A 16,349-nucleotide genomic window follows, 5' to 3' on the forward strand; every position below is an offset into this window, starting at 1 on the left:
GTATTTTGCGCGGATTCAAGTTGCCATCATGGTGGTGCTCATGCTTCGCGTAATTATTGCTGACGATCATCCCATCGTGCGTATCGGGCAGAAAGTGGTGATAGAAGCCAATGGCCGGTGCAAAGTTGTCGCCGAGGCCGACGGCCCGGATCAGTTGCTGGCGCTGGTGGACAGCACCCCGTGCGATATCCTGGTGACGGACTTCGCCATGCCGGGTAACCAGCAAGCCGACGGCTATGGCTTGCTCGGCCTGATGCGGCGCCGGCACCCGGACTTGCCGGTGATTCTGGTGACCATGTTTGCCAATGTCGCCACGTTGCGCGAATCGTTTGCCCAGGGCGCGCGGGCGATCCTGGCCAAAAGCGCGTCGGCCCGCGAACTGCCCCTGGCGATTGCCGCCGTCAGTGAAGGGCGCACCTTCGTCAGCGAGTGTCTGCGCGCACAACTGGCGGAGGCCGGGACGGGCAATCAGCAAGCCGTGCCGCAGTTGTCCGGCAAAGAGCGCGAAGTGGTGCGGATGCTCGCCAGCGGCATGACCGTCAGCCAGATCGCGGCGCGGGTCAACCGCAGCATCTCGACCATCAGCAAGCAGAAAAGCACCGCGATGACCCGGCTGTGCATCTCCACCGATGTGGATTTGTTCGCTTATGCGCGGGCGGCGGGCATGGTGCCGTAGAAAGTTGCAGTTTCATGACGGTGCTAGAGTGAGTCAGGCAGTGGCTGAGTATCGTATTACTTGTATTAAGTTTGAATGAGTTATCCCTTAACTTGTGATGGTTGTCCTGGCATTGTTTGGTCGGGGCATACACTTCATTCTAATAGTTTTGTCTTGCTGGCGAGTTAAAGTAAGCGCGTCTGTGCGCTTGCCTGGCTTATCAAGTAATGACCGAAAGTGAGCCTATTATGCAACCGTCCCGTGTACTTGTTGCCGCCGCGTTTTTGCTGGCCGGTGTTTCTAATGTAATGGCCGCATCCAGTGTGGATGTCAGCGTGGTCGGTACTATCATTCCGTCGGCCTGTACGCCAACTTTATCTGATGCCGGTACGGTGGATTATGGGAAGATCTCGATCAACGATTTTCCTAGACTGGGGGAGATGGTACTGCCAGCGGCGACGATAACCTTGGAGGTTACTTGTGACGCGCCGACTTTGATGGCAGTCAGGAGTCTGGACAATCGAGCCGGAACTGCGGCTGTTCAATCACCGTCACATGACCCGCTCACCGTGTATGGTTTGGGCTTGGCAAGTGGTGGGCAAAAGATCGGCAGGTACGAACTTAAGATGAACGATGTGACAGCCGACGAACAACCGAGAGCCGTGATTGAGTCCATCGATAAAGAGACGTGGTTTGCTGCCGATAACGCAACGTGGCAACCACGTTGGCTGCGCACCGTGAGTAACGGTAATATAATTCCCGTGGCAGTGACGACCCTTAAGACAGACCTGATGTTGAGTACAGTCCTCGCGCCCAAAGACTCTCTGCCGGGTGAGGAAGAAATCCAGATAGACGGCAGCGCCACTTTGGACGTTATCTACCTTTAACCCCGCCAGGCATCACTTATTCTCGTGACGAATAACCATGGCTTTCCCGTGTTACGAGGATTATCGTTCAGCACCCCTGACCATCGTGCGAATGTTGCCCATGAGTGATGCCCACAACGTCCTGATCACCGAGTTCTATACGGCCTTCCAACATCTGGATGCCGAAGCCATGGCCGCCTGCTACACCGACGACGTGGTGTTCAGCGACCCGGCGTTCGGCGAGCTGCGCGGGCGCGATGCCGGGGATATGTGGCGCATGCTCACCACGCGGGCCAAGGACTTTTCCCTGACCTTCGACCATGTGCGCAGCGATGACACCACCGGCAGCGCCCATTGGGTGGCGACGTACCTGTTCAGCGCGACCGGCAACACGGTGGTCAACGACATCGGCGCACGCTTCGTGTTTCGCGACGGCAAGATCTGCGAACACCACGACCACTTCGACCTGTGGCGCTGGTCGCGCCAGGCCCTGGGCCTCAAGGGGCTGCTGCTGGGCTGGTCGCCCGCGCTGAAAAACGCCGTGCGCGCCCAGGCGCTCAAAGGCCTGAGGGCATTTCAGGCCAGTCGTTGATAAGATTGGCGCTCCTCTGGTTTGCCGAATCGACCCGTGACTGATCTTCCTGAACCCAAGCCCTGGTTCGTGTACCTGGTGCGTGCCGCCAACGGCTCGCTGTATTGCGGCATCAGCAATGATCCGCTGCGCCGGTTTGCCTCCCATCAAAGCGGCAAGGGCGCGCGGTTTTTCCTCTCCAGCCCCGCCGTCGCGCTGGTGTACACCGAGCAGTGTGCAAGCAAGGGCGAGGCGCTGCGCCAGGAACGCTTGATCAAAAAACTGAAGAAGAGCGCCAAGGAATGCCTGGCGGCGAGTGGCTCATTGACCTGATTGATGGGGGCCTATTTCACCCACGCGTGATTTTGCAGGCTAAGCTGAACGCTCATTTAATTGAGCGGAGCCTGGCATGTCTGAGTTGATCCTGCACCACTACCCGCAATCCCCTTTCGCGGAAAAAGCCCGCCTGCTCCTGGGCTTCAAGGGCTTGTCCTGGCGCTCGGTGCTGATCTCGCCGGTGATGCCCAAGCCTGACCTGATCGCCCTCACCGGCGGCTATCGCAAGACTCCGGTGCTGCAGATCGGCGCCGACATCTACTGTGACACAGCACTGATCGCGCACCGCCTGGAACAGGAAAAAGCCGGGCCGGCGCTGTTTCCCCAAGGCCTGGAACTGGTCGCCCAGGGGTTCGCCGCCTGGGCCGATTCGGTGGTGTTTGCCCATGCCGTGGCGTTGGTATTCCAGCCCGAATCCTTGGCGGCCAAGTTCGCCAAAGTGCCGCCCGAAATGCTCAAAGTGCTGGTGGCCGATCGTGCCAAGCTGTTCAGCGGCGGCACCGCAGCCCGTCTGCATCTGGAGCAGGCCAAGCATCAATGGCCGGCGATCATCAGCCGCATCGACCAGCAATTGCAGCATCAAGAGGGAGATTTTCTGTTCGGTGAGCCTTCGATTGCCGACTTTGCCCTGGCCCATCCGCTGTGGTTCCTCAAAGGCTCGGTGGTGACCGCGCCGTTGGTTGACGCACATCCCGCCGTTGCCACCTGGCTCGACCGGGTGCTGAGCTTTGGCCATGGCACCGCCACCGAGATGAGCACCGAGCAAGCCCTTGACGTAGCGCGTCACGCCACCCCGGCGGCGTTGCCCGCTGAAGTGTTCGAGGACTTGAATGGCTTCACGGCCGGCCAGCAGGTGAGCATTGCGGCCACCGACTACGGCACCGACCCGGTGCTCGGTGAGTTGTTGTTTGCCGGCCGCGAAGAACTGATCCTGCGCCGTACCGACGAACGCGGCGGCACCGTGCATGTTCACTTCCCGCGCCTGGGTTTTTGCATTCAGGCGCAATAAAACCGGATTATTTTCAACCGGAGGTGAGGTAAACCCGACGCCCATCCGTGTAGTGCTTGAAACTGCGATCTATTCGCATTAACAGCGTTTTCTACACGGGTGCTCACAAGCATGAAATCGACGGCGGGCGGTTGGGTTAAACAGTGGCTGGGAGCCTCGGTCTTGACGGTATCGGGGCTGGCACTGCTGCCCCTGAGTGTGGCGCAGGCGCAGGAACAACAAAGTGCCCAGTTCAACTTTGCCCTGGCGGCCAAGCCGCTGCCCCAGGCGCTCAGTGATTTCAGCCGGGTCACCGGGCTCAGTGTGATCTACACCGACGAAGCCCCCTACGGCCTCAATGCCCCGGCCGTCAGCGGCCCGATGAGCGCGACCCAGGCCTTGCAACGCCTGTTGGGCGGCTCCGGTTTTACCTTCCGCCAGATCGACGCCCGCACCCTGGCCTTGGAGCCGGTGCCCAGCGACGGCGCGCTGAACCTGGGCGCCACCACCATCAGCGCGGTCGCCGAACCCGCCGACAGCACCAGCTACCAGCCGCCACCCACCAGCTCGGTCATGCGTTCCCGTGGCCTGCTGCTGGAGACCCCGCAAACCGTCAACGTAGTGCCCGCCCAAGTGCTGCGTGATCAACAACCGCGCAACCTGGATGACGCCCTGGCCAATATCAGCGGCATCACCCAGGCCAACACCCTCGGCAGCACCCAGGATGCGGTGATGCTGCGCGGCTTTGGCGACAACCGTAACGGTTCGATCATGCAGGACGGCATGCCCGTGGTGCAGGGCCGGGCGCTGAACGCTACGGCCGAACGGGTTGAAGTGCTCAAGGGCCCGTCGTCGCTGCTGTATGGCATCCAGGACCCGGGCGGCGTGGTCAATATCGTCAGCAAAAAGCCGCAGTTGCTGCAGTCCACCTCCTTGACCGTCCGTGGCTCCACCTTCGGCAACGGCAAGAACGGCAGCGGCGGCAACCTCGACACCACGGGGCCCATCGGCGACAGCGGGCTGGCGTATCGCCTGATCGTCGACCACGAGGACGAAGACTACTGGCGCAACTACGGCACTCACCGCGAGAGCCTGATCGCGCCATCCCTGGCCTGGTATGGCGACACCACCCAGGTGGTGTTTGCATACGAACACCGCGAGTTTCTCTCGCCGTTCGACCGGGGCACCGCCATCGACCCCAAGACCAATCACCCATTGGACATCCCCGCCACCCGGCGCCTGGATGAGCCGTTCAACAACATGGAAGGCCGCTCCGACCTGTATCGCTTGGAGGCCGATCACGACCTGAACGACGACTGGAAGGCGCACGTCGGCTACAGCTGGAACCGCGAAACCTATGACGCCAGCCAGGTGCGTATCGCCTCGGTCAACAGCAACGGCACCTTGACCCGCAGCATGGACGGCACGCGTGGTGCGCTGACCACCGACCGCTTCGCCACGGCCAGCCTGGAAGGCAAGGTCAAGCTTGGCGGCATGCAGCATGATCTGGTGTTCGGCCTCGACGATGAGTATCGCAAGATCTATCGCGCCGAACTGATCCGCCAGGCGCAGCGCAGTGCCTTCAGCTACGTCAATCCGGTGTATGGCAACGATGTGCAAGGCACCACGGTGAGCGCCAAGGACAGCGCGCAGACCGACTTGCTGCGCAGTGACTCACTGTTCTTCCAGGATGCGATTCACCTGACCGACCAGTGGATTCTGGTGGGCGGCGCGCGCTATCAGATGTACGACCAATACGCCGGCAAAGGCGTGCCGTTCAAGGCCAATACCGACGGCAATGGCCAGAAATGGGTGCCGCGTGCCGGCCTGGTGTACCGCTACACCGACGAACTGTCGTTTTACGGCAGCTACACCGAGTCGTTCAAACCCAACTCGACCATTGCCGCGCTGAACGATGGCAGCGTGCTTCAGGGCGACCTGCAGCCGGAAGAGTCCAAGGCCTGGGAGTTGGGAACCAAGCTCGACATGCCGGGGCGCATCACCGCCAGTGCGGCATTGTTCGATATCACCAAGCGCAATGTGTTGGTGTCCGAGACCGTCAGTGGGGAAACGGTCTACAGCGTGGCGGGCGAAGTGCGCTCCCGTGGCCTGGAACTGGACGCCAGCGGCCAGCTCAGCGACCGCTGGAGCCTGATCGGCAGCTATGCCTATACCGATGCCGAAGTCACCAAAGACCCGGCGCTGCAAGGCAAGCGCCTGCAGAACGTCGCCAAACACACCGGTTCGTTGTCGGCGGTGTACGACGTCGGCAGCCTGCTTGGCGGCGATGATCTGCGCGTCGGTGCCGGTGCGCGTTACGTCGGCCAGCGCGAAGGCGATGCCAAGAACAGCTTCAATCTGCCGGGGTATACCGTGGCCGATCTGTTTGCCAGCTACGACACTAAAATCGAAGGGCAGAAGGTCAAGTTCCAGCTCAACGTGAAGAACCTGTTCGATCGCACCTACTACACCTCGGCCGCCAGCTCGGTGTTTGTGTCGATGGGGGATGCGCGGCAGGTGTCGGTGTCCAGCACGCTGGAGTTCTGAGCCGGCGGCGAGGGCAGTGGTCGAGCCTGTCAGGGGCGCTTCGCCCTCCAGCGCGAGCACGCTCTCTCGCCACAAACGGCATGAGCTGTTAGCGTTGCCGCCACTGACGGCTTTGCGGAAAACGGTACTGATGCGGTTTGCACGAGGGTTACACACCAGCGCGATGCTGGTCGGCTTGAGCGTTTTATTGGGGGGCTGCGCCAGCGTTGCGCCGACCGCCGGCCCTTCAACCCTGGACCGCCTGTTGGCCGACCCGGCCCTCAATGGCGCCACGGTTTCACTCGTGGTGCGCGACGCCCGCAGCGGCAACACGCTCTATCAACACAACCCGCGCACGCGGCTGGTGCCGGCCTCCAACCTCAAGCTGCTGACCACCGCGGCGGCGATGGACGTGCTGGGCCAGCAGTATCGGTTTTCCACCCAACTGCTGAGCGACGGCACGCAGCAAGGCGAGCGCCTGAGCGGCAACCTGTACCTGCGCGGCCTGGGCGACCCGACCACGCAGTTCGCCGATTACCAGGCACTCGCCGCGCAACTGGCGAGCCAGGGCGTGCGTCAGGTGCAGGGCGACCTGGTGTTCGACGACAGCTGGTTCGATGCGCAGCGCCTCGGCGTGGATTGGGCTCAGGACGATGAAAGCACCTACTACGGCGCGCAGATTTCGGCGCTGACCGTGTCACCCAATTCTGATTTTGATGCGGGCACCTTGATGGTCACCGCCACCGCGCCCATGAGCCCCGGCCAGCCGGTCAGTGTGGCGATCAGCCCGGCCACCGATTACGTGCAACTGAGCAACCGCGCGGTGAGCGGCCCCGGCAACAGCTATGGGATCACGCGCCAGCACGGCACCAACCTGCTGCAACTCACGGGCGCGCTGGCGCCGGGCAAGCACAGCCGGCAATGGGTGAGTGTGTGGGAACCGACGCAACTGGTGGCCAATCTGTTTGAACAGGCATTGGCGCAGCAGGGCATCCAGGTGCTGGGCCGTCGAGTGATCGGAGGCAGCAGTCCGGCGACGGCGCGGCTGCTGGCGGAGCATCAATCGGCCCCGTTGCAGGAACTGATCACGCCGCTGCTCAAACTTTCGAACAACAACATGTCCGAAGCCTTGCTCAAGGCCATGGGCCGCCAGACCGCGAACGCCGGAACCGCGCAGGCGGGCGTGGCGGCGGTGGCGGCGTTCATGCGGCGCCAGGGGTTGGACCCGGCGAGCCTGAATCAGGTGGACGGTTCGGGGTTGTCGCGGCGCAATCTGGTGTCGGCGCAGACGCTCACCGACCTGCTGCTGGCGACGTCCAGGCAACCCTGGTTCGACGCGTGGTACAACGCCTTGCCGATTGCCGGCAACCCCGCGCGCATGAGCGGCGGCAGCCTGCGTTATCGCCTGCGCGGCACGCCGGCGCAAGACAACCTGCATGCCAAGACCGGCTCCATGGGCGGCGTGTCGTCATTGAGCGGTTACCTCACCGACGCCCACGGGCGGCGCCTGGTGTTTTCGATGATCAGCAACAACTACCTGAGCGACGCCGCACCGGTCCGCGCTCTGGAGAACCGCCTAGCGGTCGCCCTGACGCAATGGCGCGACTGACTCAGGGCTGGTAGCCCATCCGCCAACTCACCGCCCGGGTCGCCGCCAGCAGGCGCTGCGCCGCCGGGCCGTCTTCATCGGCATGGAACAGCGAGGTGGGGCCGACCACGGTCATCACCGCCGCCACCTGGCCGACCGCGTTGAACACCGGCGCCGACAACGCATCCACACCCGGCATCAGCAGGCCATGCACAAAGTGCAAGCCACGCGCGCGGATCTGTTCGCAGGCGCTGGCGTAGGCCTGGTCGTCCGCCAGGGCGTGGGCGATGCCCGCCTGGATCTCGCGCTCGCGCAATTCGATGGTTTCCCGCGCTGGCAAAAAGGCGCTGAACACCAGCCCGGTGGATGAACTGAGCAGCGGCAACACCGAGCCCAGTTGCGTCACCACGGTGACCGCGCGCACCGCCGGTTCGATCTGCACCACGGTCGCACCCTGGTTGCCCCACACCGCGAGGAAGCAGGTTTCATTCAACTCGTCGCGCAGCTCGGCCAGGGGCAGGGCGCCGACTTTGAGCACGTCCATGCTGCCCAGTGCGGCGAGGCCCACGCGCAACGCTTCGCGACCCAGGCCGTAATGGTTGGTGGCGCTGTTCTGCTCGGCGAAGCCCGACGCGATCAGGGCCTGGAGATAGCGGTGAACCTTGCTCGCCGGCATCTGCACATGCTCGGCCAGGCGCGACAGCGAGGTGGAGGGCGACAGTTCGGCCAGGGCCTTGAGGATGTCGGTGCCCACTTCGGCCGAGCGGACTTTCTGTTTACCGGTGTCGCGGGGCTTTTCCATGGGGCAACGGGAATCCGAGAGATGAGTGGGCGTCTTTATAGCTTGACGGTCGACAGCGATCAAATTACGTTATGCGTAACTGGATTACGATAAAAACAACTTCCGTCAGAGGATGATCCATGAACCTCGAATACCTCTCGGGCTTCGGCAATGAATTCGCCAGCGAAGCCCTGCCCGGCGCGCTGCCGGTCGGCCAGAACTCCCCGCAAAAAGCGCCTTACGGCCTGTACACCGAACTCTTCTCCGGCACGGCCTTCACCATGGTGCGCAGTGAAGCGCGTCGTACCTGGCTGTATCGCATCCAGCCGTCGGCCCATCATCCGGCGTTCGTCAAACTGGAGCGACAACTGGCTGGTGGGCCGCTGGGCGCGGTGACGCCGAATCGGCTGCGTTGGGACCCGTTGGCGATACCGAGCGAGCCGACCGACTTCATCGATGGCCTAGTCGCCATGGCGGCCAATGCCGGGGCGGAGCAACCGTCGGGCATCAGTATTTACCATTACGGCGCCAACCGTTCGATGCAGCGCGTGTTCTTCAACGCCGATGGCGAGTTGTTGATCGTGCCCGAGCAGGGCCGCTTGCGTATCGCCAGCGAACTCGGGGTGCTGGAGGTCGAGCCGTTGGAAATCGTCGTGCTGCCACGCGGCCTGAAATTCCGCGTCGAACTGCTGGATGCGCAGGCGCGCGGTTATGTCGCCGAAAACCACGGCGCCCCGCTGCGCCTGCCGGACCTCGGCCCGATCGGCAGCAACGGCCTGGCCAACCCGCGTGATTTTCTGACCCCGGTTGCTCACTACGAAGACCGCCAGCAGCCGACGACCCTGGTGCAGAAATTCCTCGGCGAACTGTGGGCCTGCGAACTCGACCATTCGCCCCTCGACGTCGTGGCCTGGCATGGCAACAACGTGCCGTACAAATACGACCTGCGTCGGTTCAATACGATCGGCACGGTAAGTTTCGATCATCCCGACCCGTCGATCTTCACCGTATTGACCTCGCCCACCAGCGTGCATGGCTTGGCCAACCTCGATTTCGTGATCTTCCCGCCGCGCTGGATGGTGGCCGAGAACACCTTCCGGCCGCCGTGGTTCCACCGCAACCTGATGAACGAATACATGGGCCTGATCCAGGGGGCCTACGACGCCAAGGCCGAAGGCTTCCTGCCCGGCGGCGCGTCGCTGCACAGCTGCATGAGCGCCCACGGCCCGGATGGCGAGACCTGCACCAAGGCGATCAATGTCGAGCTGGCCCCGCACAAGATCGATGACACCATGGCGTTCATGTTCGAGACCAGCCAAGTGCTGCGCCCGACGCGCTTCGCCCTGGACTGCCCGCAACTACAATCTGCTTATGACGCGTGCTGGGCCTCGCTGCCCGTCACCTTCGACCCGAACCGGAGATAACCCATGACGCAATCAACGCTCGCCCGCAGTTGGGTCACCAGCGCCAACGGTCATCGTGATTTTCCCCTGCAAAACCTGCCGCTGGGGGTGTTCAGCATCAACGGCGCGGCGCCGCGCAGTGGCGTGGCGATCGGCGACTGCATTCTCGACCTGCTGGCCGCCCGCGATGCGTTTGACGGTGAAGCGCTGCGCGCCGTCGACGCCACTGCCGGCGGGCAGTTGAACGCGTTCTTCGAGCTGGGCCGTGGGCCGCGCGTGGCCTTGCGCGAGCGCCTGTTGGCATTGCTCGGGGAGGGCAGCCCGCTGCAAGCACGCGAGGCCGAAGTGCTGCACCGCGCCGCCGATTGCCAGATGCACCTGCCCGCCAAGATCAATGACTACACCGACTTCTATGTCGGCATCGAACACGCGCAGAACGTCGGCAAACTGTTCCGCCCCGACAACCCGCTGCTGCCCAACTACAAGTACGTGCCGATCGGCTATCACGGCCGTGCATCGACCATTCGCCCGTCCGGCACCGAGGTGCGCCGCCCCAAAGGCCAGACCCTGCCGGCCGGCCAGACCGAGCCGAGCTTCGGCCCCTGCGCGCGGCTGGACTACGAGTTGGAGCTGGGCATCTGGATCGGCCAGGGCAATGCCATGGGCGACTCGATTGCCATTGGCGAGGCGGCCGAGCACATTGCCGGTTTCTGCCTGCTCAACGACTGGTCGGCGCGGGATATCCAGGCCTGGGAGTACCAGCCGTTGGGGCCGTTCCTGTCGAAGAGTTTTATCACCAGCATCTCGCCGTGGGTGCTGACGGCCGAAGCGCTGGCGCCGTTCCGCCAGGCACAACCGGCTCGTCCCGCAGGCGATCCGCAGCCGCTGCCGTACCTGCTGGATCAACGCGATCAGGCGGCGGGCGCGTTCAATATCGAGCTGGAGGTGCTGCTGACCACGGCGTCGATGCGTGAACAGAACCTGCCGGCCCAGCGCCTGACCCTGAGCAACACCCAGTACATGTACTGGACCGTGGCGCAAATGGTTGCGCATCACAGCGTCAATGGCTGCCAGTTGCAGGCCGGCGATCTGTTCGGTTCGGGCACCTTGTCCGGGCCGCAGCCGGGGCAGTTCGGCAGCCTGCTGGAGATCACCGAGGGTGGCAAGAAGCCAATTGAACTGGCGTCGGGCGAGGTGCGTAAATTCCTCGAAGACGGTGATGAAATCATCCTGCGCGGCCGTTGCAGCCGTGACGGTTTTGCCTCCATCGGCTTCGGCGAATGCCGTGGCACGGTGGTCGCGGCGCGCTGAGGGGCAGGGCGATGGAGCTTTACACTTACTATCGGTCTACCGCGTCGTACCGGGTACGGATCGCGCTGGCGCTCAAGGGCCTGGATTTCACCGCCGTGCCGGTCAACCTTGTGGCGCCGGCGGGCGGCGCCCATCGCCAGCCGGAGTACCTGGCGATCAACCCGCAAGGTCGCGTCCCGGCGCTGCGCACCGATGACGGCGAACTATTGATCCAGTCGTCGGCGATCATCGAATACCTGGAGGAATGTTATCCACAGGTGCCGCTGCTGTCCCGGGACCTGGCAGCCCGCGCCCATGCGCGCGCGGTGGCGTCGATCATCGCCTGTGACATTCACCCGCTGCACAACTCCAGCACCCAGAACCTGCTGCGCCAGTGGGGGCATGATGAAACCCAGGTGCTGGCCTGGATCGGTCATTGGATCAGCCAGGGCTTGGACGCGGTCGAGCAGTTGATTGGCGATCACGGGTTTTGCTTTGGCGAGCAGCCGGGGCTGGCGGATGCGTTTCTGATTCCGCAGCTGTATGCCGCCGAGCGCTTCAAGGTGGCGTTGGCGGGGTATCCGCGTATCGGGCGGGTGGCGGCTTTGGCGGCGCAGCATCCGGCGTTTATCCAGGCGCACCCTGCCAACCAGCCTGATACACCCTAGACGCGCTCGTTGTGTTCAGTGAATCACCGAGTTGGGCGGCAAGTGGCCCAGCCGCTGGGTCAGGCGCAGGCGCTGGATCGGGTCTTCGCTGAGCAGCAGCGCGTGCTCCAGGTCGAAACGCTCGGCGCTTGGGCAGTCCAGGCGTTGATACAGGCTGGCCCGCGCCAGGTAATCGGCGGCGCTGGCATGGCCCAGTTCCAGCACGCGCTCGGCGTCGACCAGGGCGGCCAGCGGGTCGTCATTGGAGAGGTACAACTGGCGCAGGTTGCGCGACAGCCGTTGCAGGATCGAGCGTGGGCTGGCGGTGCGCAGGTGGTCGGCCTGCAGCTTGAGGTCGGGGCCGTATTGGCGTTGCAACAGTTCGCGGCAATCGTTGGGGTACAGGCGTCGGCCGCCGCAAGGGTCGAGCAGGTGATCGGCGCCGGGTACCCGCAGCAGGAAGTGGCCGGGGAAGTTGACGCCGACCATCGGGATATTCAGGCGTTGCGCCAGTTCCATCGCGATCAGCCCCATGGCCAGGGGTTGTCCGCGCTTGCGCTGCAACACCTTGTCCAGCAGCGCGGCGGCGGGGCGCAGCGGGGTGAAGTCATCCTGGGCGAACCCGAGGTCATTCAGGCGTCGCAGCAACGGCTGGCCGAGCTCATCCGCCGGCAACAGGGGCATGCCCAGGCTGACCTGCTGTTGCAGCACGTTGAGCTCCTGCAGGATCAACAGCGGTTGCACCGTTGGGTCATGCTCGGCCGCAATCCACAGCGCAGCTTCAAACAGCGCAGGGGGCGAACGTTCCAGGCAGGCGAAAAAGGCGTGACGGGGGTTCATTGCATTCTCCGGCGGATGCTCCCGTTTTAGCCTTGCTGAGAATTTTCGTCCAGTAGCTTGAGAGATATCCTACTTGCTTATGTCGCAGGCCCCGCAAAACCGGGTGGCTTATTCCCGCGCACTTCGGCAGTTTTCTGCCGCAGGCCTATACTTGGCGACACCAGAAGTGATTCGGGAGCTTGACGATGTTTGCTCTCATGCACAGCACCCGCCTTGAATCGCTGCACCTAAGCATCGACCCGACGACCGGGTTGAAGGCGATCATAGCCATCCACAACAGCCGCCTGGGGCCTGCCCTGGGTGGTTGTCGTTACCTCGCATATCCCGACGACGAAAGCGCGGTGGCCGACGCCGCACGCCTGGCCCAAGGCATGAGCTACAAGGCCGCCCTGGCGGGTTTGCCGGTAGGCGGCGGTTGCGCCGTGATCCTGCGCCCCGCCCATGTGGAAAGCCGCGCAGCCCTGTTTGAAGCCTTCGGGCGATGTGTCGAGCAACTTGATGGCCGCTATATCACCGCCATCGACAGCGGCACCTCGGTGGCCGACATGGATTGCATTGCCCAGCAAACCCGCTTCGTCACCAGCACCACCGCCGCCGGCGACCCCGCGCCCCATGCCGCCATGGGCGTATTCGCCGGCATCCGCACCACCGCGATGGCGCGCCTGGGCAGCGACAATCTCGAAGGCTTGCGCGTGGCGATCCAGGGCCTGGGCAACGTCGGTTACGCCCTCGCCGAACAACTGCATGCCGCCGGCGCCGAACTGCTGGTCAGCGACATCGACCAAGGCAAAGTGCAACTGGCCATGGAGCAACTCGGCGCACACCCGATCGCCAATGACGCCTTGCTCAGCACCCCCTGCGACATCCTCGCGCCCTGCGGCCTCGGCGCCGTGTTCAATCGCAACAGCGTCGGCCAACTGCGTTGCGCCGCCGTGGCCGGTTCCGCCAGTGCGCAACTGACCAACCTGCAAGTCGCCGACCAGTTGGAAGGGCGCGGCATCCTCTACGCCCCGGACTATGTGATCAACTCCGGTGGCCTGATCTACGTCGCCCTCAAGCACAGCGGCGCCGAACTGCCGACCATCACCGCGCACCTGTCGAACATCGGCACGCGCCTGACCGAAATCTTCGCCCACGCCCAGGCCGAAAAACGCTCCCCTGCACGGGTCGCCGATGAACTGGCCGAGCGCCTGCTTTACCGCTAGCCCACGCATTAAAAAGGCCCTGAATCATCGATTCAGGGCCTGTTCAATTCGGACTTTATTCCGCCGGCGGGTTCAGCAACTCGGACAGCGCGTCCGGTTGGCTCTTGAACGCCTTGGCAAAGACATCGCGGTTTTTCGCCATGTAGATCCCGGCCTCTTCAACCTGCTGCTCGCTCAACGACGGCACGGCTTTTTGCAACACTTCTGCGAGCAACTCAGCGAGTTCAAGCATCTTGTCATGACGGTCAGCTTCGGCTTTATCCATGAACAAACGCTCCAGATCTCGGCTGCTGCGGTATACCACTTCGACGGCCATTCACCACCTCACATGCCTTCACGATAGTTGTCTTTTGCGACTACTGTATTTATATACAGCTAAAAGGGTAAGCCAAACCGTGGGGTTTGGGTAGCAGTTTTTTAATGTAGCCCGGAAATACAGGTTTGGAGTGTCTCATGTCACCCCGCCATCATCTTACCCCTGCCGCTGGCCTTTTTTCTGCATGCAGAACAACCGTCACGTCCAAGCGGCACTATCCGGTCGAGCCGACCTAAGGAAGCATCATCGTGAAAATCAACCGGGTCGAAAAGCTGCGTCAGAATGTCCACGGGCTGGCCGAGTCGCTGGGCAATCTGTTTGTCGAGTCGTTCGACTACCTGGCGTTGGCCGCCATGTTCTGGATTTACTTCAAGAGCAAGGTCAAGTTTACTTATATCCTTAACGTTGGCCTGTTTTTAGGAAGAACTCCGCAAGATCAATTTGTTACTGTGTAGCCTCGGATACGGGGGCTGGATGAGCCGTGCGGTAGAGGCAATGCGTGGTCTTTTTTTTTCGGTTTGACGTGCGATGGGGAGTGGAAAGTTATGAAGTGGGCAGATCGGATGCGGGTGCGGCTTCATGCGGGGGCTAATAGCTTAGGGAACCTGAGTGTAGAGTTTTTTCACTATCTAGCATTGTTCGCAATTGGCGCAATCACCGTGTGGGCGGGTATTTCGGCGTTTGTTGATATGCTGCATCAAGAGAAAGTCAGTGTCGATGACATCTTGCTGCTTTTCATTTATCTCGAATTACTCGCCATGTCGGGTATCTATTTTAAAACGAATCATATGCCATTGAGGTTCCTCCTTTACATTGGAGTGACGGCATTGATTCGGCTACTGATTAGCGATGTGTCGCACCACAAAGCTCCTGATGAAGGGATTCTGTATATCAGTGGCGGCGTTCTGCTTCTCGCTTTTTCGATTCTGGTTGTAAGGTATTCTTCGTCAAAATATCCATCCGTGAAAGAAAGGAGTGATTGAGTGTCAAGGTTGTTTTGGGGTTGAGTGTTTTTGTTGTTGGGGGTAATTCAATGTGCTGAGACTGTTTGTTGTATGACGGTGGTGACTATGAAGGAGGATTTTCCTTCATAGTTACGTTGAATTATTGCGTCAGGTGGCTAAGGCTATCCTTATCTAATAGATCCGCTATCGCCTGTCCAAAAGCCTGAGCCATAAGAGGGGGGACAGCGTTGCCTATCATCTGAGACACAGGGTTTATCAAATCAGGAAATACAAAATCGTCATCGAAGCTTTGCAACCGCGCGGCCTCACGCATGGTAATTGCTCTATCCTCGACTGGATGTGCGAATCTACCCGAACCGACATGATAAACCCATGTGGTGATTGTCAATGCCGGCTCGTTCCAGTCGAGCCTTCTATAGGCACTGCCATAGAAGCTTCGAGTTTGTAAGCTTTCATCGACATGTTTCATTCTGCCTGTACCTACCGCGTTGATACGCTGTAAGCTCTTTTCACTGAGAATTCTCGCAATATGGTTGCGAACTTCACCTGATTTTGAACGCATCAAGGTCGCAAACGCATTCTGACTTTTCCTGTTGTAGGGGAGTCGCGTCCCTTGTACATAAGAGGGTTCAGGAAGGTCACCAATCGCATCGCTGACAGTGTTGTAAGGCTTGTCGGCAATAAGGTCCAGTTGGTTGCTGCTGGGTTTGACATGCGTAGGGGTAGGGAAAGGTAGCTTCGATGTTGGGATATCCATATAGCCGCGATGGATGCCAATAAATATTACCCGGTTGCGGATTTGAGGCACTCCATAATCGGCCGCACAAACCTTTCTGTAATCGGCGGTGTAACCCAACTCATCTAATCGCTTTAATAAGTCTTCGGCAAATCGCCCTCCACCGAAACTCAGAAACTCTCTAACGTTTTCAATAAGAACAACCTTAGGCCTCAAGGTCTCAATGGTGCTCAAAAATGCACGGTATAAATGGTTTCTCGGGTCGTCATAGAAGCGTTTTACCCCGCACTCCTCGTACTGCCGAACGCCATTTCTACTGAAACCTTGGCAGGGTGGGCCGCCCACCAATAAGTCCAGTTCTCCGGGAGTATCCAAGCCTGTAGGGCGTAGCCAATCACTGATGTTCTTTGTTGCGTCTGGTCCCGCTATTTCTCTTATATCGCCTTGGTACGAAAGTGGCGGAGACCCTGCTGAATTGAGATGGTTGGCCACAAATGTCCGTATTGGATGTGCTTCTATCTCGACCCCAGCTTCAATTGAGTAGCGCCCAGTGCGCTCAAGTCCCCTGCTGATTCCACCGCACCCACAAAAAAGGTCAATAACGCGATATTTTTTTTTCATTTCAAAAGGTACTGA

At 61.1% G+C, this 16,349-nt stretch carries 17 protein-coding genes; 13 read left to right on the forward strand and 4 right to left on the reverse strand.

The genetic code is table 11. From position 1 onward, the window contains the following. Positions 1 to 40 precede the first annotated feature (40 nt). From PverR02_RS05455 to dacB, 7 genes are all read left to right on the forward strand, one after another. The gene (locus PverR02_RS05455) at positions 41 to 676 is read left to right on the forward strand and encodes a response regulator transcription factor (RefSeq protein WP_026140231.1); all 636 of its coding nucleotides are present in this window, start codon (positions 41 to 43) and stop codon (positions 674 to 676) included. A 227-nt stretch (positions 677 to 903) separates the two neighbouring features. Further along, positions 904 to 1,542, forward strand: a complete 639-nt coding sequence (locus PverR02_RS05460; protein WP_167379479.1) for a DUF1120 domain-containing protein — start codon at positions 904 to 906, stop codon at positions 1,540 to 1,542. A gap of 100 nt (positions 1,543 to 1,642) precedes the next feature. Then, complete coding sequence (locus PverR02_RS05465) at positions 1,643 to 2,113, forward strand: nuclear transport factor 2 family protein (protein ID WP_079444987.1); 471 nt, start codon at positions 1,643 to 1,645, stop codon at positions 2,111 to 2,113. 36 nt (positions 2,114 to 2,149) lie between these two features. Then, positions 2,150 to 2,425: a GIY-YIG nuclease family protein gene (locus PverR02_RS05470; protein WP_026140234.1), complete on the forward strand. Its 276-nt coding sequence runs from the start codon at positions 2,150 to 2,152 to the stop codon at positions 2,423 to 2,425. Positions 2,426 to 2,501: 76 nt separating this feature from the next. Beyond that, positions 2,502 to 3,437, forward strand: coding sequence for a glutathione S-transferase family protein (locus PverR02_RS05475; RefSeq protein WP_017848670.1), 936 nt, complete (start codon positions 2,502 to 2,504; stop codon positions 3,435 to 3,437). 111 nt (positions 3,438 to 3,548) lie between these two features. Beyond that, positions 3,549 to 5,963, forward strand: coding sequence for a TonB-dependent siderophore receptor (locus PverR02_RS05480; RefSeq protein ID WP_079442903.1), 2,415 nt, complete (start codon positions 3,549 to 3,551; stop codon positions 5,961 to 5,963). Positions 5,964 to 6,093: 130 nt separating this feature from the next. Further along, entirely contained in the window at positions 6,094 to 7,551 is a 1,458-nt protein-coding gene (gene dacB / locus PverR02_RS05485; RefSeq protein WP_079444988.1) for a D-alanyl-D-alanine carboxypeptidase/D-alanyl-D-alanine endopeptidase, read from the forward strand. A 1-nt stretch (position 7,552) separates the two neighbouring features. Here dacB and PverR02_RS05490 read toward each other — a convergent pair whose 3' ends face one another. Further along, positions 7,553 to 8,332, reverse strand: a complete 780-nt coding sequence (locus PverR02_RS05490) for an IclR family transcriptional regulator (protein ID WP_046384607.1) — start codon at positions 8,330 to 8,332, stop codon at positions 7,553 to 7,555. Between the two features lie 119 nt (positions 8,333 to 8,451). Here PverR02_RS05490 and hmgA point away from each other — a divergent pair, with 119 nt between their 5' ends. From hmgA to maiA, 3 genes are read left to right on the forward strand one after another with little or no spacing between them, the layout of a single operon-like run. Next, positions 8,452 to 9,735, forward strand: a complete 1,284-nt coding sequence (gene hmgA / locus PverR02_RS05495; RefSeq protein WP_046488623.1) for a homogentisate 1,2-dioxygenase — start codon at positions 8,452 to 8,454, stop codon at positions 9,733 to 9,735. A 3-nt stretch (positions 9,736 to 9,738) separates the two neighbouring features. After that, on the forward strand, positions 9,739 to 11,025 hold the full coding sequence (gene fahA / locus PverR02_RS05500; RefSeq protein WP_079442904.1) for a fumarylacetoacetase: 1,287 nt from the start codon (positions 9,739 to 9,741) through the stop codon (positions 11,023 to 11,025). A gap of 11 nt (positions 11,026 to 11,036) precedes the next feature. Continuing rightward, positions 11,037 to 11,672 carry a maleylacetoacetate isomerase gene (gene maiA / locus PverR02_RS05505; protein WP_079442905.1) on the forward strand — a complete coding sequence of 212 codons (636 nt, stop codon included), beginning with the start codon at positions 11,037 to 11,039 and terminating at the stop codon, positions 11,670 to 11,672. A gap of 15 nt (positions 11,673 to 11,687) precedes the next feature. Here the strand turns inward: maiA and PverR02_RS05510 are convergent, their stop codons facing one another. Next, positions 11,688 to 12,491, reverse strand: a complete 804-nt coding sequence (locus PverR02_RS05510; protein ID WP_046488617.1) for a SirB1 family protein — start codon at positions 12,489 to 12,491, stop codon at positions 11,688 to 11,690. 185 nt (positions 12,492 to 12,676) lie between these two features. On the opposite strand from PverR02_RS05510, the gene PverR02_RS05515 reads away from it, so the two are divergent. Further along, positions 12,677 to 13,696 (forward strand): Leu/Phe/Val dehydrogenase, encoded by a 1,020-nt coding sequence (locus PverR02_RS05515; RefSeq protein WP_017848678.1) that lies wholly within the window; start codon positions 12,677 to 12,679, stop codon positions 13,694 to 13,696. A gap of 55 nt (positions 13,697 to 13,751) precedes the next feature. On the opposite strand, the gene PverR02_RS05520 is transcribed toward PverR02_RS05515, so the two are convergent. Further along, positions 13,752 to 14,012: a YebG family protein gene (locus PverR02_RS05520; RefSeq protein WP_010564043.1), complete on the reverse strand. Its 261-nt coding sequence runs from the start codon at positions 14,010 to 14,012 to the stop codon at positions 13,752 to 13,754. A gap of 248 nt (positions 14,013 to 14,260) precedes the next feature. On the opposite strand from PverR02_RS05520, the gene PverR02_RS33015 reads away from it, so the two are divergent. Both PverR02_RS33015 and PverR02_RS05530 read left to right on the forward strand, forming a co-directional pair. Beyond that, complete coding sequence (locus PverR02_RS33015; RefSeq protein ID WP_079442906.1) at positions 14,261 to 14,467, forward strand: hypothetical protein; 207 nt, start codon at positions 14,261 to 14,263, stop codon at positions 14,465 to 14,467. A 90-nt stretch (positions 14,468 to 14,557) separates the two neighbouring features. Further along, positions 14,558 to 14,995 (forward strand): phosphate-starvation-inducible protein PsiE, encoded by a 438-nt coding sequence (locus tag PverR02_RS05530; protein WP_057004297.1) that lies wholly within the window; start codon positions 14,558 to 14,560, stop codon positions 14,993 to 14,995. A 121-nt stretch (positions 14,996 to 15,116) separates the two neighbouring features. Here the strand turns inward: PverR02_RS05530 and PverR02_RS05535 are convergent, their stop codons facing one another. Then, positions 15,117 to 16,334: a DNA cytosine methyltransferase gene (locus PverR02_RS05535; RefSeq protein WP_079442907.1), complete on the reverse strand. Its 1,218-nt coding sequence runs from the start codon at positions 16,332 to 16,334 to the stop codon at positions 15,117 to 15,119. Positions 16,335 to 16,349: the final 15 nt, after the last annotated feature.

Origin of the sequence: Pseudomonas veronii (assembly GCF_002028325.1) — a bacterium.
GTDB classification, from domain to species: Bacteria; Pseudomonadota; Gammaproteobacteria; order Pseudomonadales; family Pseudomonadaceae; genus Aquipseudomonas; species Aquipseudomonas veronii.